The 19,586-nt window shown below is 74.0% G+C and carries 15 protein-coding genes; 7 read left to right on the top strand and 8 right to left on the bottom strand.

Features of this window, described 5'->3' with window-relative positions:
- Positions 1 to 37 precede the first annotated feature (37 nt).
- Complete coding sequence (locus tag ACTMTJ_RS17600) at positions 38 to 589, top strand: YciI family protein (RefSeq protein ID WP_441218228.1); 552 nt, start codon at positions 38 to 40, stop codon at positions 587 to 589.
- Positions 590 to 1,354: 765 nt separating this feature from the next.
- Here ACTMTJ_RS17600 and ACTMTJ_RS17595 read toward each other — a convergent pair.
- A complete protein-coding gene (locus tag ACTMTJ_RS17595; protein ID WP_441217803.1) occupies positions 1,355 to 2,044 on the bottom strand; it encodes a YqjF family protein in 690 nt (229 codons plus the stop codon).
- Between the two features lie 24 nt (positions 2,045 to 2,068).
- Positions 2,069 to 2,542: a hypothetical protein gene (locus tag ACTMTJ_RS17590; RefSeq protein WP_441217801.1), complete on the bottom strand. Its 474-nt coding sequence runs from the start codon at positions 2,540 to 2,542 to the stop codon at positions 2,069 to 2,071.
- Between the two features lie 578 nt (positions 2,543 to 3,120).
- On the opposite strand from ACTMTJ_RS17590, the gene ACTMTJ_RS17585 reads away from it, so the two are divergent.
- Complete coding sequence (locus tag ACTMTJ_RS17585; protein WP_441217800.1) at positions 3,121 to 6,795, top strand: nSTAND1 domain-containing NTPase; 3,675 nt, start codon at positions 3,121 to 3,123, stop codon at positions 6,793 to 6,795.
- Positions 6,796 to 6,899: 104 nt separating this feature from the next.
- On the opposite strand, the gene ACTMTJ_RS17580 is transcribed toward ACTMTJ_RS17585, so the two are convergent.
- Genes ACTMTJ_RS17580 through ACTMTJ_RS17560 form a run of 5 tightly spaced genes read right to left on the bottom strand, consistent with a single transcriptional unit; the run spans position 6,900 to position 9,360 of the window.
- The gene (locus ACTMTJ_RS17580) at positions 6,900 to 7,022 is read right to left on the bottom strand and encodes a hypothetical protein (protein ID WP_441217798.1); all 123 of its coding nucleotides are present in this window, start codon (positions 7,020 to 7,022) and stop codon (positions 6,900 to 6,902) included.
- Positions 6,979 to 7,257, bottom strand: a complete 279-nt coding sequence (locus ACTMTJ_RS17575) for a hypothetical protein (protein WP_441217796.1) — start codon at positions 7,255 to 7,257, stop codon at positions 6,979 to 6,981. Before ACTMTJ_RS17575 ends, ACTMTJ_RS17580 begins: the two co-directional genes overlap by 44 nt.
- 25 nt (positions 7,258 to 7,282) lie before the next feature.
- Complete coding sequence (locus tag ACTMTJ_RS17570) at positions 7,283 to 8,086, bottom strand: alpha/beta fold hydrolase (protein ID WP_441217794.1); 804 nt, start codon at positions 8,084 to 8,086, stop codon at positions 7,283 to 7,285.
- On the bottom strand, positions 8,079 to 8,933 hold the full coding sequence (sigJ, locus tag ACTMTJ_RS17565; protein WP_441217792.1) for an RNA polymerase sigma factor SigJ: 855 nt from the start codon (positions 8,931 to 8,933) through the stop codon (positions 8,079 to 8,081). Before sigJ ends, ACTMTJ_RS17570 begins: the two co-directional genes overlap by 8 nt.
- 58 nt (positions 8,934 to 8,991) lie before the next feature.
- Positions 8,992 to 9,360: a DoxX family protein gene (locus ACTMTJ_RS17560; protein ID WP_441217790.1), complete on the bottom strand. Its 369-nt coding sequence runs from the start codon at positions 9,358 to 9,360 to the stop codon at positions 8,992 to 8,994.
- Positions 9,361 to 9,440: 80 nt separating this feature from the next.
- Between ACTMTJ_RS17560 and ACTMTJ_RS17555 the strand changes: the two genes are divergently transcribed.
- The 4 genes from ACTMTJ_RS17555 to ACTMTJ_RS17540 are packed head-to-tail and all read left to right on the top strand — an operon-like array spanning position 9,441 to position 16,792.
- Complete coding sequence (locus tag ACTMTJ_RS17555) at positions 9,441 to 10,307, top strand: ABC transporter ATP-binding protein (RefSeq protein ID WP_441217788.1); 867 nt, start codon at positions 9,441 to 9,443, stop codon at positions 10,305 to 10,307.
- Positions 10,304 to 10,981 (top strand): ABC transporter ATP-binding protein, encoded by a 678-nt coding sequence (locus ACTMTJ_RS17550; protein ID WP_441217786.1) that lies wholly within the window; start codon positions 10,304 to 10,306, stop codon positions 10,979 to 10,981. Before ACTMTJ_RS17555 ends, ACTMTJ_RS17550 begins: the two co-directional genes overlap by 4 nt.
- Positions 10,982 to 10,991: 10 nt before the next feature.
- A complete protein-coding gene (locus tag ACTMTJ_RS17545; protein WP_441217784.1) occupies positions 10,992 to 14,075 on the top strand; it encodes an FtsX-like permease family protein in 3,084 nt (1,027 codons plus the stop codon).
- Positions 14,072 to 16,792, top strand: a complete 2,721-nt coding sequence (locus ACTMTJ_RS17540; RefSeq protein WP_441217782.1) for an FtsX-like permease family protein — start codon at positions 14,072 to 14,074, stop codon at positions 16,790 to 16,792. Before ACTMTJ_RS17545 ends, ACTMTJ_RS17540 begins: the two co-directional genes overlap by 4 nt.
- Here the strand turns inward: ACTMTJ_RS17540 and ACTMTJ_RS17535 are convergent.
- Positions 16,764 to 18,215 (bottom strand): hypothetical protein, encoded by a 1,452-nt coding sequence (locus ACTMTJ_RS17535; protein WP_441217780.1) that lies wholly within the window; start codon positions 18,213 to 18,215, stop codon positions 16,764 to 16,766. The two genes, ACTMTJ_RS17540 and ACTMTJ_RS17535, sit on opposite strands and share 29 nt — an antisense overlap.
- 97 nt (positions 18,216 to 18,312) lie before the next feature.
- On the opposite strand from ACTMTJ_RS17535, the gene ACTMTJ_RS17530 reads away from it, so the two are divergent.
- Entirely contained in the window at positions 18,313 to 19,527 is a 1,215-nt protein-coding gene (locus ACTMTJ_RS17530; protein ID WP_441217778.1) for an MFS transporter, read from the top strand.
- Positions 19,528 to 19,586: the final 59 nt, after the last annotated feature.

Here is a 19,586-nt window from a genome sequence, read left to right as displayed (position 1 = left end):
CCGCGTCGTGCCGGCCGTGGACGCCAGACTGCGGGGTATGGAGTTCTTCTGCTACCACCGTGACCGGTCCGACTCGATGGCGCTGCGCGAGGAGCTGTTGGAAGAGCATTGGTCCTACATGGACCGATACTCCGGACAGATGATCGCTCGCGGCCCCACTCTCGCCGGCGACGGTGAGACGGCCACCGGCAGCGTGCACATCGTCGACCTGCCCGATCCGGCCGCCGCGCGGGCGTTCGCGTTCGACGAGCCCAACTATCAGGCCGGTGTGTACCGGGATGTGCTGTTGCGCCGGTGGCGCAATGTGTTGGGCCGCGACATGTGGGACTTTCCTGGCGGCCGGACCGGTGGCGACCGATACCTGGTGCTCGGGCTGGGCGCGGGGCCGGCCGCTGACCTCGCGGTGCCGGCGGGCCGGGACGAGTTGATCGCGTACGGGCCGCTGCTGTCCGACGACGGCACCGTGTGGCTGGGCACCGCGGCACTCGTCCATGCGCCGGACCCGCACGAGGCGGGCGCTTTGCTGGCCCGGGACCGGTACGCCGACATCGAGGTGCACGCCTGGCGCTTTGGTGGCCGGCCGGCGTGATCCGCAGCATCGCCCAGGTCACGGCGACACCTTAGGAAACGTGCCCGGTGCGCGGCCGGCGCAGGCCGACACCGGCTCGCTGCTCAGCCCGATCACCCAGATCTACGGCACACTCGCCGGCGGCGGCCAGCCCGAGCAGGTGGTCCGGCAAGTGGTGACCGCGGTGGCGGGCATCCGCGCCGACGTCCTGGCCCACGTGGAGCGGATACCCATCGCCGGCGTGCGCGCCTGCGCCACCCGGCACGTCAACGAGTTCGCCGATCTCGAGCGGCTCGCGCCGGCCGCCGCGCGGGCGTGGGCACAGGACGCCACGACGTGCGTGACATTGATCGACACCCACCTGCGGGCGGCTCAGGTCCGGCCGCCGCAACCCGACCCGGTCGTGCCGCCCGACGACAAACCCACCGTCGACCTGCTCGGCCTGGCGGTGAACGTGGTCGGGCCGATTGCCATGACGGCTCGGTCGCACACCGGGCTCGGCAACGACGGTCTACGGCAGGCGCTGGTCGGCGCCAACAACACGGTGATCACGAAGATCGCGCCGTACTGCACCGAATGGCGACAGTACGAGGACGACTCGAACCTGTTCGAGCTGTGGTTCGTGCGAGCCGTGGCACTCGTGCGAGGAAACGCCCGTGACTCCACCCGTGGACAAGGATCGGGTCAGGTCCGAAGCGATGAAGTACACGAGCTGGGTCATCGCGCGCGCCGCGCTGTCCCTGCTCTGACCGTCGACGGCGGCCGAGCTGACCGTCGAGCCGATCGTCAGACCGGCCGCCACATTCCAATCTGGACGGTGACGCCGGTCGAGGCGAGCACGAGCGGCTCGTGGTCCGGCGTGGGCAGTCCCGCGGCCTGTACCACGTCCTGGTCGAGGTGCTCGACCTCGGCCCGGCGCAGGGGCCACGGCGGGTGCTCGGCGTTCGCGGCGACCATGCGCCCGGCGAGCCGGCTGTAGAGCCGGAATCGGGCGGTGAGGAAGTGGTCGAGCGGCCGGACGCCGGTCTCGGCCAGCTCCTCACCGACGCGCACCGAGACGTCGCACCGGGCGCCGGCAGTGCCCGGCCAGCGCCGGCGGGCGCGGTAGACCATGCGCGGTCCGACGACCTCGACGGCCATGCCGGACCAGAAATACGGCAGGCCATACGCCGCCCGGCCGGCAGACACCGCGGGCAGCCGGCCGGCGTCGAGCGAGAAGAACCAGATGCCACTGAGCCCGTCCGGCCCGCGGACGTAGGTGCGCACGTTGGTCTCCGGAAACCGGGACAGCCACGGGAGTGCGGGAACGCCGGGCAGGCGCACGCCCTCCATCCGGAACGGGACCAGGCCGATCCAGGCGGTGCCGTCGTGGGTCTCCACCGTCAGACCGGACGGCAGGAGTGCCTGCACCTGATCGGCGGGGTATCGCCAGTGCAGGAAGGTGAGATCGCGCCAGCTCTGGATCATCACCGCCATGGACCGAAGCCTACCCAGGCCGGCTCACCGGTCGACCGAGATGGTGGCCGTGGCGAGGCGGCCCTGATGCTCGGCGACGTCGCCGCAGATGGGACCCGAGCCCCCCGGCTTCGGCCCGTACAGCGCGATTTCGTGGCTACCTGGCTTGGCGGACCTGGGCACGTCCATCGCCATGAAGATCTGCGCGTGGTCCTGGTTGGCCGGAGCCGCGTACCGGAGAAGCTTGTGCGCCGTCGGGGCGCCGTCGAAGCGCAGCTCCGCCGCACCGCACAGCCGGCGGTTGCGAAACGCCAGCACGGTCAGCCGCTCGCCCGGTGCCGCCGACTCGGGCACGACAAGCTGGAGGTGTACCGGCGAGATCGTCTCGGCGGACGGCGGGGGCAGGGCGGGCCCCGCCGGCTGGGCCTCCGGCGATCGGTCGCCGCCGGTCGTGTGGACGGCCAGCAGGACCGCGCCGGTCGCCACGACGAGCGTCGCCTTCTCGGCGAGCTTTCGCATTCGGCGCCTGGTCGGCGAGGTGGACGATGGCTCGGGATCTCCACCAAATGTGATCACGTCGGGGTTCATCGCGGTCTCCTCGAAGGCAATGTGGAAGGAGGTCACTAATTGCTTTCGCAGCCCAATCGGCGACTACCGCGATAAGCGCGGGCCTGGCAGGATGAATCGCACATCCTGGATCGGGCTTGCGGCTCCCATGACATCTGTCCGATGTGGTGTCCGGCGATGTTCCCGGACGACTCGCGGACAGCGCGGCGCGGCTGGCCTGACCTGAGAGGGGTCGGCAGATGGACGCCCACGGTGCTGGCGAGGTGGCGAGCCACGCTGATCCCGTGCAGGATTTCGCCGAGCGATTACGCGAGTTGCAGATCAATTCCGGCGGACCCTCGGTGCGCGATCTGGTGAGACTTACCGATAAAGTCGGTTTGCCGTACACGCGAGGGACCATTCATGACAAGCTGACCGGTCGCTCGGCGGCTCCTTGGGAGTTCGTAGAGGCATTCGTCCGGGCCTGCGCTTTGCACGCCGGTGCGACCGGCGAGCCCGATCTACGACCATGGCGTGAATCGCATGCGCGAATGGTGCGCGAGTTGGCCGCGCTGCGGGCCGGGCGGCGCCGCACCGTCCGCACCGACGTGTGCCCGTATCGAGGGCTTGAGTCGTTCACCGCCGAGCACAGCGAGTGGTTTCACGGGCGCGACGCGGCGGTGCACGACGTGTTGGCCGCGCTGGCCGCCCACCCGCGCGGCGTCCTGCTGCTCGGCCCGTCCGGGGCCGGCAAGTCCTCGGTGCTCCAGGCGGGTGTCCTGCCCGCGCTGGCGGCGGGCCAATTGCCCGGCAGCGACCGGTGGATCAGGACGCTGGTCCGGCCCGGCAAAGATCTGCTGGCCGAGCTGCGCCGCGCGGGGCTCGACGACGTGGAGAGCCGACCGATCGGTGCGGCGGTCGCGGACCGGCTGGCCGGCGAGCCGTCCGCTTCCCGTGTCCTGCTGGTCGTCGACCAGTTCGAGGAGTTGTTGACGCCGGCGGTCGCCAACGAGGAAGACCCAAGCCACCAGCGGGCGATCGACGCGTTGGCGGCCGCGATCGGCACCCCCGGGCTGAGCGTGGTCCTGGCCCTGCGCGACGACTTCTACCCCCGGCTGGCCTCGCACGCGCCGGCGTTGCTGCTGGCCCTGAGCCCAGGCCTGTGCAACGTGTCGGCAAACCTCAACGTCCAGGACCTGCGCGACATCATCACGAGGCCGGCCGAGGCCGTGGGCCTCGACTGCCAGGAGGGTCTGCCCGAGCGGATCATCACGGACGTGCTGGCCGCCGACCTCCACGCCGAGCCGGCACGCCACGCCCCGGTCACGATGCTTCCGCTGCTGGAGCTCACCCTCCAGCAGCTGTGGCAGCGCCGCCACGAGGGTGCCCTGACGCACGAGGCGTACCAGCGGATCGGTGGCATCGCCGGGGCCCTGACCACCTGGTGCGACAGCGCCATCGCGGAGATGCCGACCGGGCGGCGGGCGATCGCCCGGCGGATCCTCACGGCGCTGGTCCGCCCCGCCGACACCGTCCACCACATCCCCGCGGTCCGGCAGCAAAAGTCCGTAGCGGCGCTGCGCCAGTTGGCCGGCACCGCGGCCCCGGCCGGCGGCGAGCCGTCCGAGCACGGCGTCGACGAGGTCCTGACCGTGTTGACCGATCACCGCATCGTGGTAACCCGTACGGCTGGGCGACCGGACGGCGCCGATGCCGTCCCGGTCGCCGAGCTCGTCCACGAGGCGCTCATCCGAGACTGGGCCACCCTGCGTGAGTGGGTCGCCCAGGACCATCGCTTCCACGACTGGCTGCGCCGCGCGGAGGAGCGGCACACCCGCTGGGCCGACCACCATGAGGCCGGCGATCTGCTGCACGGCAGCGACCTGGCCGAAGGCGTCGACTGGTCGCGACAGCGCCGGCTGCCGGCACACATCGCCAGCCTCCTGACCGCCAGCCGGCGATACCAACGAATCGGGATCCGCCGCATCCGCATCCTGGCCGCGGTGCTGGCCGCCCTGCTCGTCGTGGCCCTCGGCGCGACGGGGCTCGCGTTGCGGCAGCGGCAGAGCGCCCTCACCGCACAAGAGGTGGCCCTGTCCCGCCAGCTCGCCGCCCAGTCCACCGCCCTTTTCAGCTCCAACCCCGAGCTGGCGGGACTGCTGGCCGTCCAGGCCTACCGGACGAGTCCGACCAAGGAGGCCCTCGGCAGCATCTACAGCGCGGAGGCCTCCCCGCTCCTGCGGCTGCTGAGCACCGACGCAGACGTCGACGCACAGGGGTCCGTGGCATTCAGCCGGGACGGGCACCTCCTGGCCAGCGCCGCCGCCGACGGCACCGTCCGGCTGTGGAGCATGCCCGACGGGCAACTCCGCGCCACGCTGACCGGCCACACCGCGGGCGTGCCGTGGATGGCGTTCAGCCCGGACGGCAGCACCCTGGCCACAGCCGGCGAAGACCGCACGGCACGGCTGTGGGACCTGGCCGGGAAGCGGGAGCGGGCCACTCTCGAAGGTCACACCGAAGCGGTGTGGACAGTGGAGTTCAGCCCGGATGGTCGCACTTTGGCCACGGCCAGCGCAGACGGCACCCTGCGGCTATGGGATTTGGCCAGCACGCGGTCCCGCGCCACTCTGCGCGCCGACGCCCTTGACGTGTACACGATCGTGTTCAGTCCAGATGGGCGCACCCTCGCCGCCAGCAGCAACAACCCGAACGTGCGACTGTGGGACGTCGCCACCGGGCGACCGCGCGCCACCTTCGCCGGCCACAGCGACCACGTGTGGAACGTCGCGTTCAGCCCAGACGGACGCACGTTGGCCACCTCCAGCGAAGACCGCACGGTGCGTCTGTGGGATCTGACCAGCCGGCGACCGCGAGCCACTCTCCACGGCCACACCGCCGGGGTGCGGGCGGTGGCGTTCAGCCCGGACGGGCGCACTCTGGCCACCGGGAGCTTTGACCACACGGCCCTCCTGTGGGATGTCGCCACGCTGCGACCGCGCTCCACTCTCACCGGCCACACCGCCGACGTAAACGTCACGGACTTCAGCCCGGACGGCCGGATATTGGCAACGAGCGGCAGCGACGGCAGGCCCCGGCTGTGGGAGGTGGCCACCGGAGAGCCGCGGGGCACGCTACCCGGCACCGGCACCGGCGTGGCGGCATTCAGCCCCGACGGGCGCATGATCGCCGCCGCCAGCCTCAACGGCACCAGGCTCTGGGACCTGACCGTCGGCCAGCCTCGCGTCAGCTTCACCATCGGCGAGACCAACATGGGGACGGTGCAGATCGGCCCGGACGGGCACACCCTCGTCACCGGCAGCACGGACGGCAACGCCCAGCTGTGGGCCCCGACCGGTGGACCACCGCGGGCCACGCTGGCCGGACACACCGGCTGGGTCCCGGAGGTGGCGTTCAGCCCGGACGGAAAGACGCTGGCCACGGTGAGCCTCGACGGCACCGGGCGGTTGTGGGACCTGCCGAGTAGGCGCACACGCGCCGCCCTCCGCGGCCACACCGACGAGGTGTGGTCGGTGGCCTTCAGTCGAGACGGCCGCACCGTGGCGACTGGTGGCGCGGACAAGACCGTCCGGCTGTGGGAGGCCACCACCGGGCATCTGCGTGCCACGCTGCCTGGCCACGCCGACGGCGTGATATCGCTGGCGTTCAGTCCGGACGGCCGCACCCTTGCCACCGGCAGCGGCGATCGCACGGTCCGGCTGTGGGACCTGGCCAGCAGGCGGTACCGCACGCTCACCGGCCACGTTAGCGCCGTCGACGCGGTGGCGTTCAGCCCCGACGGCAAGACCCTCGCCAGCGGCAGTTGGGACGGCGTGCGCATGTGGGATGTCGCAAGTGGACAGGCCCGCCTGACTCTCACCGACCACACCCAGCAGGTGATGACGGTCGCGTTCAGCCCAGACGGCCGCACCTTGGCCAGTGGCGGTTACGACCGCACCGTCCGGCTGTGGGATGTGGCCACCGGGCTGGTCCGCGACGTCCTCGTCGGCCATTTCGCCAATGTGCTGTCCCTGTCGTTCAGCCCCGACGGGCGCACTCTCGCCTCGGGCAGCTGGATGGGCGAGGTGAAGCTCTGGGAGGTCGGGATGCCCACCGTCGCCGCCGCCATCGACAAGATTTGCCGGATGGCCAACCGCGACCTCACCCCGCGCGAGCGTTCCGTCTACCTCCCCGCGAACCAGTCATCCACGCCGATCTGCCCCTGACCGCGGCCGGCCAGGCGGGGCCGAGCCGCCGGCCGGGAGCGATGCCCGCGGGAAAGCACCCCAAGAAACGGTCCGCAGGTGACGCGGACGTGGAAATCTGCCGGCTAGCGATCGTCGGACTGGGCTTCGAGGAAGGCGCGCAGGATCTCCGCACTCGCTTCGTCGAGGCCGGCGGTGAGGTCGTCACCGCGTTCGCCTTCGGCCGCGCGGCGGATCGCCTCGCGCATGGGAACCGGATCCCACCGCGAACCCGTCGGCGATGGGATAGCGCATCGCGAGCACCGCGACGCCCAGCTCCTCGACCATCCCCCGGGCCAGGCCCACCGGAGCGCCCGGGTCCGCCCCGTCGGCCAGGTCGACCTGGTCGGCGGCGTCGCCCAGGCCCAGGTCGCGCAGCGTGCTGGGCGCGGCCATGGCGCCGGAGCTGCACGCGGAGAGCACAGCCAGCTTCAGCCGCTCCATAGGGGACTGCTCGACGCCGGACAAGTTACCGCGTCGCCTCGAAACCCGCCTGGGTGCCGCGTGTGATCACGCCGGCGACGACCGGCGGGTCATCGGCCATCGGTACGTGGCCGCAGCGCGGCAGCGCGTCGATCCGCACGGTGCCGGGTAGCTGGTCGAGGTGCCGGGACTGGCGCGGCAGCAGGATCATGTCGCGGCTGCCGAACGCGAGCGTCATGGGTGCGGCGATGCCGGTGCCGTCGAGGAACCGCCGCGTGTTGGTGGCGCGCATCGTCGCCTCGAAGCCGGTGCACTTCGCCAGCGCGCGCACCGAGGTGCGGGCGTAGTCGGCGCTCATCGCCCACGGCCGGCCGTGGGTCTGCGCGAGAGTGACCGTCCGCCCGACCGCGGTCGCGACCGCCCACAGCAGCAGGCGGGTGGCCCGGCGCGCCATCCACCGGCTTGCGCCGAGGCTGATCCGGCAGTACAGCGGGGCGCCGCCGCGCCACAGCCCGGCCGGGGAGAGCAGGGTGACGGTGCGCACCTCGCGGATCCGGGCCAGCTCCAGGACCACCCAGCCGCCGAGCGAGTTGCCGGCGATGTGAAACGGCCCCACGCCGAGCCGGTCGAGAAACTCCAGGAGCGCCGCGGCGAGCGCGGCCGGCGTCGGCTCTACGGTGGCCGGCAGCTCCGGGGAGTCGCCGAACCCGGGTAGGTCGACGGCGATGACGTCGAACCGCTCGGCGAGGTGGACGACGACCGGCTGCCAGGTGGCCTTCGAGCCGCCGATGCCGTGTACGAGCACCAGCGGCTCGCCCCGGCCGGTACGGGTGAACGCGAGGTCAGTCATGGCGGACGGCCCCCAGGTGGCGCAGCTTCTCCGGGTTGAGCACGAAGTCGATCTCGGTGATCCGGCCGGCGAAGACGGTGAACGCCATCACCCCGACCACCCGGCCGGCGCGGCTGAACACCGCGCCCGGCATGCCGTTGACCGGCGTCATCCGCCAGTCCGTGCGGTCGCGGGCGGCCAGGCCGAGCAGCAGCCTCGCGACGTCGCGGGCTCCGCTCACCGGGCGGCGCGCCGAGGTGACCTGGCCGCCGCCGTCGGAGCGCAGGACCACCCGCGGGTCGAGCACGCCGGCCAGCGCGTCGAGATCGCCGTCCGCGGCCGCGCGCAGGAACGCGGTGACCGCGGTGCGGTGCTCGTCGCGGTCCGGGGTGAAGCGCGGGGCGCGCTCGTCTACGTGCCGCCGCGCGCGGGCCAGCAGCTGCCGGCACGCCGTCTCCTGCCGGCCAACGATGCCCGCGATCTCGGCGTGCGCGAACCCGAACGCCTCGTGCAGGACGAAGACGATCCGCTCGGCCGGGCTGAGCGACTCCAGCACCACGAGCATGGCGAGGCTGACCGAGTCGTCGAGGGTGAGCCGGTCTTCCGGGCCGAGCGCCGGCGCCGGGGCCACGACAGGCTCCGGCAGCCACGGCCCGACGTACCGCTCCCGGCGGGCCCGGGCCGAGGTGAGCTGGTCCAGGCAGATCCTCGTCACGGTGGTGGTCAGCCAGGACCGCGGATCGTCGACCTCGGCGCCGGTGCGGACGAGGCGCAGGTACGCCTCCTGCACCGCGTCCTCGGCCTCGCTGACCGTACCCATCAGGTGGTAGGCCACCCGCATCAGATGCGGCTGGTGCTCTTCGAACATGTCGTCCACGCAATGGGAGACGACGCACCCCCCGCGCGCGTGACATCGCCCCGGCTTTTCAGCCCAGGAAACGGGCGCAGGCGACGAAGCCGGCCAGGGCGAGATAGGCGAGATTGGCCGCGATCACCCTCGACTCGTGGCGGCGCAGGTGGGTGATCATCGCGCCGACCATCAGCAGCACCACGCCCAGGGCGGCCAGCGGCATCAGGACGGGCGCGACGTCGAGCGCGGCGGGCAGGACCAGGCCGGCGGCGGCGAGTACCTCCACGGTTCCGATCGCTTTGATGGCGCCGGCGCTGAAGTCCTCGGTCCACGCCCCGCCGGGGAGTGTGGCCAGCTTCTCCTTGGGCAGGACCAGCTTGGCGGCGCCGCTGGCCAGGAAGGCGACAGCGAGCAGACCGGCGATGATCCAGGAAGCGGTGTTCATACCCTTCCCGACGAGGCAGCCGGGCAAGGTGTGAGGTCCCGTATTGACGCCGCCGACCCCGGCCGCGAGGATCGCACTCGATGATCGCCTGCGAGAGCCTTGTCCGCATCTACCAGACCGGATCGGTCGAGGTGCAGGCGCTGCAAGGGCTGGACCTGGTCGTCGACCGCGGCGAGATGATCGCCGTCGTCGGGGCGTCCGGTTCGGGCAAGTCGACGTTGCTCTCCATCCTCGCCGGGATCGACGCGCCCACCGCCGGGCGGGCGCGCGTCGACCGGTGGAACCTGCTGGCGATGTCGCGGGCCGATCGCGTGCACTACCGGCGGCACACGGTCGGTTTCGTACGGCAGCAGACGGCGAGCAACCTCGTGCCGTACCTGACCGCGCGCCAGATGGTCGACCTGCCGATGACGGCCGCCCGCGTACCGGCCCGCGACCGCCGCGAGCGCGCCGGCGAGCTGCTGGCGGCGCTCGGCGTCGCGAGCTGCGCCGACCGGCGCCCCGCCCAGCTGTCCGGCGGCGAGCAGATGCGCGTCGCGATCGCGGTGGCGCTCGCCAACCGGCCCCGCGTACTACTGGCGGACGAGCCGACCGGCGAGCTCGACGCGGCCACGTCGGCCGAGGTCTTCGAGGCGCTGCGCACCGTCAACCGCCAGTTCGCCGTCACGGTCGTCGTCGTGACCCACGACCCCGCCGTCAGCGGCCAGGTCGAGCGCACCGTGGCGATCCGGGACGGGCGCACCAGCAGCGAGGTGCTGCGCCGCACCGCCACGCGCGAGGACGGCGGCACGCACGTGATCGCGGAGGAGTACGCGGTGATGGACAGGGCCGGGCGGGTGCAGGTGCCGCGCGACTACCGCGAGGCGCTGGCGCTGACCAGGCGGGTGCGGTTGGCGCTGGAGGCCGACCGCGTCGAGATCCGCCCGGACACCGGCGGCGACGCGTGACGGACGCGCTCGTCGCGGTGCGCGGTGTGCACCGGCGTTTCGGCTCGGGGCCGACGTCCGTGCACGCGTTGCGGGACGTCTCCTTCGACGTCACGGCCGGCACGATGGTCGCCCTCGTCGGGCGCTCCGGCTCCGGCAAGACCACCCTGTTGAACGTCATCGGCGGCCTCGACCGCCCGGACGCGGGAAGCGTCGTGGTCGACGGCACCGAGGTCACCGCGCTCGACGAGGACGGCCTGTCCCGGCTGCGGCGGGCGAAGGTCTCCTACGTGTTCCAGACCTTCGGGCTGATCCCGGTGATGTCGGCGGCGGAGAACGTCGGCGTCCCGTTGCGCCTCGCCCGGGTGCCGACGCAAGAGCGTGAGCGGCGGGTGGCGCTGTTGCTGGAGCTTGTCGGCCTGGCCGACCACGCCGAGCAGCGGCCGGACGAGCTGTCCGGCGGACAGCAGCAGCGGGTGGCGATCGCCCGCGCGCTGGCCGCCTCGCCGCGGCTGCTGATCGCGGACGAGCCCACTGGGCAGTTGGACGCCGAGACGGGCCTGTCGGTGATGGCGCTGCTACGCGGGGTGGTGGAATCCGAGGGCGTCACGGTGCTGGTGTCCACACACGACCCGGTGATGATGGAGCTGGCCGACCGGGTGATGCGGATACACGACGGCCAGGTCGAGCCGTGAGCGGCAGCTCGTGCTGAGGCTGCTGGCCCGCCGCGCCCGCGCGCAATGGCCGCTGCTGGCCGCCCTCCTGGCGGTCGTCACGATCGGCGCCACGCTGCTCGGCACCTGTGCCCTGCTGGTCACCCGCACCGGCGAGCGGGCCCTCGAGGTCGTGGCGGCCCGCGCGGCCCCCGACGAGGTCAAGGCCACCGCTTTCACGGTCACCGTCCGCGCCTCCGACGCGGCCTCCGTTGCCGCCGACACGCGCGCCGTGCTGACCTCGGCGCTCGCGCCGTTTCCTGCGACGACGGCGATGCGCGCGTCGTCGGTGATGCGGTCCCTGCCCTCGGGCGGCGAGATGGCCGAGACGTACCTCTCGGGCCTGGACGACCTTCCGGCCCGCGCACGGCTGGTGGCCGGCCGCTGGCCGCGGCCCGGCATGGCGCCGCTGGAAACTGTCGTCCTCGAGTCCACGGCGCGGACGCTCAGGCTCACCCCCGGCAGCCGCGTCCACCTCGGCGAGGAGCTGGCCGTCGACCCGGCCCCCGCGCTCGACGTCACCGTCGTCGGCGTCGTCCGGCCATTGCCGGGTACCGGCTGGGAGCGGGACCCGCTCGTCGGTGCCGGCTACGACTTCGCCTTCCAGGGCCAGAACCCGCAGCCCGTCCACGCGTACGGGCCGTTTCTCGTCGACCTCGCCGACCTGTGGGCCAGCGGCTCGCTCATCGGCCGGCTGGAGGTCACGGCGCGGCCGGACCTGTCCCACGCCGCTCGCCGCGACCTGGACGCCGTCGCCGCCAACATGTCCGGCGCGGACCGGCGGCTGGACGCCGCCCTCGGCGACCGGGTGCGGATCCAGCGCGTCGAGTCCGCGCTGCCGCTGACCCTGCGAAACGCTCGCGACCAGCAGCGGGTTACCGCCGCCGCGGTGCTCGCGATCGCGGTGCTCGGCTGCGTGCTGACCGCGGCCGCCCTCGCGCTGGCCGGCCGGCTCACCGCCGGCGTGCGTACCGGGGAGACCGCGCTACTGTCCGCGCTGGGCGTCAGCGGCGGCCAGCTCGCCGCCGCCGCGACCGTCGAGGGCATCGCGCTCGCCCTGCTCGCCGTGGCGATCGCGATACCCGCGTCGTCGGCCCTGCACGCCGGTCTGACCCACCTGTCGCCGCTGGCCGGCGCCGGGCTCACCACCGGACCGGGCGTCGACGGCACGCAGGTGCTCGCGGTCGCCGCCGGGGCGGTGGCGCTCGCGGCGGTGCTCGTCGTCCTCGCGATCCGGCGCTCCCCCGGGCCGGGTGAGCGCCGCGGCCGGCGCGAGCTGCTCGCCCGATCCGGTGCCGACCTGCTGCTCGTGGCGTTCGCCGCCGTGGGTTGGTGGCAGCTGAACAGCCAGCCGACCGGCTCCGGCACGCGCGCCGACGCCGTCCGCGTGGTCGCGCCCGCGCTCCTGCTCACCGCCGGTGCCGCGCTGGCGCTGCGGGTGGCGCCGCCCGCCCTGCACGGCCTGGACCGGCTGGCGCGCAGGGCCCGCGGGCTGGCGTTTCCACTGGCCGCGTTCGAGGCCGCGCGCCGTTACCACGCGATGGCCGCCGGCCTGCTGATCGGCCTCGCCTGCGCGGCCGGCACGTTCGGGGTGGCGCTCGACGCGACGTGGGAACGTTCGCAGCACGACCAGGCGGACCTGTCGGTCGGCACCGACCTCGCGCTCACCCTCGCCGCCGCGCCGGGCCCGGGCGACGGTGCGGCCGTCATCGCGGCGACCGGTGGCACGGTCAGCCCGGCGACCGACCGTGGTATCGCCGTCGGGCAGTGGATCGGCAGCGCCGGCGACCCGCCGCGACTTGTCGCCGTCAACGCGGCGCGGGCCGGATCGCTGCTGCGCGGACGGCTGGACGGCGACCGGACCTGGGCGGACGTCGGTGCCGCGCTCGCGCCTCCCACCCGCGTCGAGGGCATCGCCGTCCCGGCCGGCGACGCGCTCACGATCACCGGGACGGGCGGCGCCGGGATCGTCGTTACCCCTCGGCTGCTGATGCAGGACGCCACGGGACTGCGGACCACCTGCGAGGGTGAGCCGATCCTCCTCGACGGCACCACACACCGGCTGGCCGACTGCGCACCGGTCGACGGCCTGCGGCTGGTCGGCGTCGCCTTGCCGGTCTCGCCCGCGGAGGCCAGCGGTGACATCGCGATCACGCTCACCGTGCCGGGGGCGGCGGGCTCACCCTGGACGGCCACCTCCCCACCGCCCTCACCCGCGCGGCTCACCGATCCGGCGATCGTGGTCACCGGCACGCGGCTGAAGATGACGGCGACGGTGCAGCCGGCGGGACCGGAGGGCGCGGCCCGCACGCTCGTCGCGACCGCCTTTGCCGATCCCGGGCCGGTGCCGGTCGCCGTCTCCAGCCGCCTCGCCGGCGACCTCGGTGTCCACAAAGGAACCGAACTCAGCGTCCCGATCGGCACCACGCCGGTGTCGATCAGGGTGGCCGAGGTGGTGCCGACGGTCCCGTCCGCCCCGGGCGCGGCCGCGATCCTGGCCGACGTGGACACGCTTTCCCGCGCGCTGGTGGTCAGCGGCGACCTGGAGTACCCGGTCGACGCCTGGTGGGTCGGAAACCCCGTCGCCGGCGCCGGTGGCGGCGCATCGCGGGCCGGCGAGACCGCGCGGCTCATCGGCAGCCCGCCCCGCGCCGGGCTCCCGGCGGCACTGCGGCTGCTCGTGCCCGCGACGGCTCTGCTGCTGTTCGCCGGCGCGATCCTGCACCTGACGTTCGACCTGCGGGTACGTGCCGTGGAGGTGGCGCGGCTGCGCGGCCTGGGCATGTACCGGCGAGAGATCCGCGCCGTCCTGCTCGGCCAGCACGCCGGCGTGCTGCTGCCCCTGACGCTGGCCGGCGCCGCGGTCGGCGCGCTCGCTACCCGCATCGTCGCACCGCTCATGGTCCGCTCCGACACCGGAGCCGTACCGGTGCCGGCCGTCGTGCCCACCTGGCCGTGGGCCGCGGAGGCCGCCCTGATCGCCGTGCTGCTGGCCGGGTGCGCGCTCGCGGCGACCGCCGTGGTCGTGTCGCAGGCGCGCCGGGCCGACGCCGCGCACCTGCGGGTGGCGTCGTGATCCGGCCGCGGACGCCCGCCATTCACTGGCCCAGCGTCCGGGGCCGGGCCCGCGCCGACACCGGGCCGCTGCTGCTGGCCGCCGCCGTCGTCGTGGTCGTCGCGCTGCTCGCCGGCGCGACGCCACCGCTGCTGCGCGCCGCGGCCGACGACGCGGTACGCGACGCGGTCCGCGCGGCCGGCCGGGACGCCGACGTCCTGGCCCACGCCCGATGGGAGTACGACGACGGGCCCGGCGGGCGGGTCCGCGCACCGCGCCTGGCCGAGGACATGGACAACTTCCGCGACCGGGCGAAGCTGGACCTCGACCCCGCCCTGGCCGCCGTGCTGCGCCCGCCCGTCGCCACGGTCAACGGCCCCACCCTCAAAATCACAGACGGCAGCCTGCCGCGCACGTTCCGGCTCACCTACCTGGTCGACGAGCACGGCCCGTACAGCGACCCGTCGCGGGTCACCTGGGTCGCCGGCGGCCCACCGGAGTCCACCGTGGACGGGGCCGTCACGGTCCCCTACAACGGGCCGCCGTGGCAGGTACAGGTCGGTCTGTCCGAAGTAGACGCAGAAGCGCTCGGCCTGCGGCCCGGCGACCGCATCCCGCTCGTGGACCAGTACCGGCGGGTCAAGGACGTCCGGGTGAGCGGCATCTTCCGGGCGACGGACAGCGCCGACCCCACCTGGCGGCTGGCGCCCTGGCTGCTGCGGCCGGTGGCCGGCGCGGACGGGGTGGGCACCACCCGGCTCGGCGGCCTGCTCTCCCCCGAGTCACTGCCCGACGCCCGGCTCGCGTTCGACCGGGAAGAGCTCGACCGCACCGTCCGGTTCTCCCCCGACCCGGACGCGCTCGACTCGGACTCCGCCCAGGCGATCACCGCGGCGCTGGCCACCCTCAAGGCCACGTCCGGCGCCTCGAACGTCGGCGACACGTCCCTGAAGTGGGAGTCACAGCTCGACTTCGTGCTACGCGAGGTGCGGACCCGGGTCGACGCCGCGTCCGCGCAGGCGTCTGTCCTGCTCACCGGTGTCCTGGCCGGCGCGGTACTGGTGCTGCTGCTCGCCGCGGACCTGCTGATGCGCCGCCGCCTGCCGGCACTGGCCGCCGCCCGGCAACGCGGCGTCGGCCTCGCCGACCTCGGCGCCGAGCTGCTGATCGAGTCCGCCGCCGTCGCGCTGGTGGCAGCCGCGGCCGGGCTCGCGCTGGCCCGCGCCGTCACGCCCGGCATCTCCTGGTGGTGGGCGGTTCCGGTGGCCCTCGCCGCGGCCGCGGCGGGTCCGGGGTTCGGCACGCTCTACGCCGCCCGGTCCACCCGCGACCGGCGCGCTCCGGCCAACCGGGCCGCGCGCCGCTGGATCCGGCAAACCAGGCAGCTGCGCCGCGCCGCGCTGGAGGCCGCGGTCGTGATCGCCGCGGTCGCCGCGCTTGTCGCGCTGCACCAGCGCGGGATCGTTCCGCCGAGTGGCGACGGCGGCGGTGCGGCGCTCCCGTCGAGCGCACCCGCCCTCGCCGCCATCTCCGGCACGCTCGCCCTGCTGTGGCTGCTGCCGGCCGGCACGCGCCTCGCGCTGCGCCGGGCCCTGCGCTCGCGGCGCCCGCTGGCCGTCTTCGGCACCGCCCGCGCCGCCGCGACGTCAACGCGCGCGCTGCCGTTGCTGGTGATGGTCGCCGCCGCCGCGCTGGCCTCCTTCGCGCTCACGCTCGACGCCACCGCCGAACGGGGCCTGGCGGACGGGGCCTGGCGCACCGTCGGCGCCGATGCCCGCCTGGACGTCAACCCCGCCGCGGGAATCGACGTGGCCGCGCTGACCCGAAGCGTCGCCGCCGCGCCGGGCGTCCGGCAGGCCGTCGCGGCACAGGTCATCGACGGCGCCCGGGTCACCACCGACGCGACGCTCGTGACCCCACGCCTGGTGATCGTGGACGCCGCCGCGTTCCAGCGGCTGCTGGCCACCACCCCACTGCCGGACGCCCCGGACCTCGCCCAGCTAGCGCCGCCGGCTCAGGGCGACGTGCCCGCGCTGGTGCGTTCCGGCGACGGCAGCCTGCGAACCGGGATGCGGATGCGGCTGCCCAGGGACGACGCACCGGCCATCACGCTCAAGGCGGTGGGCACGGCACCCGCCGTCGGTGCGGCCGCCGACGTCGTCATCGTGGACGCCGCCGCCCTCACCGCCGCCGGCGCGCCCGCGGTGCCGAACACCGTGTGGGTCACCGGCCCCGGGACGGCTCAGGCGCTGGCCGGGCATGCCGCCGTGCTCCGCGCGGACGTGCTGCGTGAACGCCGCACCGCGCCGCTCACCGCCGGCCTCCTGCGGCTGGCCGAGATCTCGGCCGCGGCACTGGTGGCTTTGGGCCTGCTCGGGCTCGCGCTGGGCGCGGCCGCGGGCGCACCCGACCGGTGGCAGACCCTCAGCCGGCTGCGGACGCTCGGCCTGCGGGTACGCGAGGCCCGCTGGGTCGCCGCCGGAGAGCTGCTGCCACCGGTGGCGGTCGCGGCGGTCGGCGGGCCGCTGATCGGGATCCTGCTCGCCCACCTGACGTTCGGGCCGCTGGCGCTGCGGCTGGTCACCGGCACGGGCGACGACCCGGGGGTGGCGGTGCCGTGGTGGGGCGTCAGCCTGGTCGCTGTCGCGTTTCTTGCCGCGGTCGCCGTCGTGGTGCCGGTCGAGTCCGCCGTACGCCGCCGCCGGCGGCTCAGCGAGGTGCTCCGCGCCGGCGGATGAGGTGGAAGAAATGGTCGGCGCGGACCACGCGGTACCGATCGTCCAGTTCGGACGCCAGCGTGGCGGCGTCGGACGGGGTCATCGACCAGGCGAGCACGCCGATCGACACGAAGCGCGGGCCTGGTCCGGCCGCGCGGGCGAGCACCCGGCGGCACTCCTCCACAGTGGACACGAGACGGCCGGTCGCGACGGGGAGACCCGACACCGTCTTCACGCGGTGGCGGAAGGTCCAGTGCTGGAGGATGCCGAGCGGCGCCACATCCCGCGCGTAGGCGGCCAACCGGCGCCGTGACATGTCGCGGTCGATGCGGCGCGCGCGGTTGAGCACGTTGACCACCGGTGGGCCGGGGTCGAGCGAGTACTCGGCGGTCTGCCGGGTGAAGGCGGGCAGGTGGCGGGCCGGCCACACGCCTGGATACGCGTACCCGGCGCCGGACGGCCCCGCCACCAGCAGGTCGTTCGGGGTGGCGGTGCGCTGGTAGTAGGCCAGGATCGCGGGGGCGGCGTCGCGGAGCAGCGGGCTGACCGTCCAGTTGAGCGGCACCCGCCCGCGCTCGGGCGTGTCCCAGAGCCGGCGCATCGCGTGCTGGCAGTACTGGAGATTGTCGCCGTCGGTCATCGTGAACGTGACGTACACGCGGTCTTCCAGCGGTGGCACCTCGGGTGACGGCGGCGCCGCCAGCGCAGACCGCACGCCGCCGAAGACGGTGAGGTTGTGCGCGAAGTCGGCGGGCACCACGTATACGGCGTGCCGGGAGGCGAGCTCGGTGCCGCGGCTCTCGCCGGACACGCCGCTCGGCCACCAGCCCACGTAGGGCGAGTTCGGCGGCATGTCGGCCAGAAGTCCTTTGAGGAGCGTGCGGTCGCGCGCGTGGGTCCAGATCACGAACGCCCGGTTGGCGACGGCGTAGTCCCGCAGGAAGCCGGGAACGTCCGGGCTCAGTCCCACGAGCATCCGGTGCGTGGTGCGCGGCCACAGCCGGTCGACCGCCCACCGGTACGCCTGCCGGTCTTCGTCGAACCGCCCGCGGAGGTCGGCCAGGATGGGCAGGCCGAGCCGGTCGGCCGCGTCGGGGCCGGCCACGACGGCGTCCTCCAGGCCGGCCAGGGTGGTGGCCACGTTGACCGTCGCGGGCACCGCGGGGTCGGCGAGGACCGCGCCGCGGATCTGCCGCCGGTGCCGCGCCACGAGGTCGTCCACGCCCGCGACCGGGGTGGCCGGGAGGGCGAGGGTGTCGAGCCAGGTGTGGCTGCCCTCGTCGGCCTCGCGCACCAGCCAGATCTGGGGAAGGTCGCGGTTGACCACGCCCTGTGCCGTCGTGGCGAGCAGCACGTCCGCCGCCGGCGCATCCCTGAGGTCGAGCACGTCCAGGGCAGCGGGGCTGGCGAACCTCGGCAGCGCCTGCCCGTCCGGCCAGAACACAGGACCAGGTTACGGGCCGCCGGGTGATCCAAATCAACTGGCAAGAAGCCTTCCAGTAAGGAATGCTCGGCCGGGCACCCGATACGGAGGGACGGGCATGTCGACCCTGTGGACGCGCGACTTCGGCTTGTACTTCGTGGCCCGCTCGGTCGCGCTGCTCGGTGACGCCACGCTGCCGGTCGCGGTGGCCCTGGCGGTACGCGGCGCCGGCTACGGAGACTCCGGCGTGGGCCTGGTGCTCGCCGCCTGGATGGCGCCGTTCGCCGCGCTGCTGCTCTTCGGCGGCGTGTTCGCCGACCGGTTCACCGCGCGCCGCATGATGATCGGCGCGGACCTGGTCCGGGTCGGCACCCAGTCGGTGGTCGCGGTCGCGCTGCTGACCGGGCGGCCCTCGCTCTGGCTGCTGCTCGTGATGTCCGCCCTGGCCGGCTCCGCGGCCGCGATGTTCCAGCCCGGCGTGGCCAGCCTGGTGCCGCGCGTCGCCACCGACGTCCAGCGGGCGAACGCCACCCTCCGCGTCGCCGACGCCGGCGCCCAGCTCGTCGGGCCGGCCCTGGCGGCGACGCTGACCGCCGCGTTCGGCGCCGGGATGGCGTACGCGCTCAACGCCGGCACGTTCGCGGTCAGCGCCGCCTGCCTGCTCGCGCTCCGCCTCGACCCGGTGCCGCTGGTCGCCCGGGGCGCCTCGATGATCCGCGACCTGCGCGAGGGCTGGCACGAGTTCCGGTCCCGTACCTGGATGTGGTCGGTGATCCTGATCTGGGCCGTGTACGGCGTGCTGCTCTTCGGCCCGATCTACCCGCTCGGCTCCGGCCTCGTCACCGAGCGGCTGGACCAGCAGGCGTACGGCTTCACGATGTCCGCGATGGGCGCCGGCACGATCGTCGGCGGCCTCGTCGCGATGCGGTACCGGCCCGCGCGCCCGCTGGCCGCCGGTGCCGTGGCGCTGTTCGGGTTCGCGATGATCCCGCTCAGCTACGCCGCCCACGCGCCGCTGTCGCTCCTGCTCGGCGGGCACGCGGTGGGCGGCGCCGCGTGGGCCTTCTGGTCGGTGATGTGGGCGACAAGCATCCAGACCCAGGTGCCACCGGCGGCGCTCAACCGGGTGAGCGCCTACGAGGTGGCCGGCTCGGTCGGCACCGTCCCGATCGGACAGGCGCTCGCCGGCCCGGCCGCCGCCCTGCTCGGCGCGGAGACCGTGCTCGGGGTGGGCGCGGCGGTCGGCCTCGCCGGCTGCCTCGTGCTGCTCGCCGTGCCCGGCATCCGCGGCCTCCGCCGCGCCCCGGAGACCGCTCGATGCGTGCCGGTGTAAAAGCCCCTTCCACCTGGCACCGGGGTTTTACATTGGGGAACGTTGAGTGGCGCCCACCC

This window comes from Phytohabitans sp. LJ34 (assembly GCF_052068095.1).
GTDB lineage: Bacteria > Actinomycetota > Actinomycetes > Mycobacteriales > Micromonosporaceae > Phytohabitans.
This window is presented reverse-complemented; position numbering and strand designations above follow the sequence as displayed.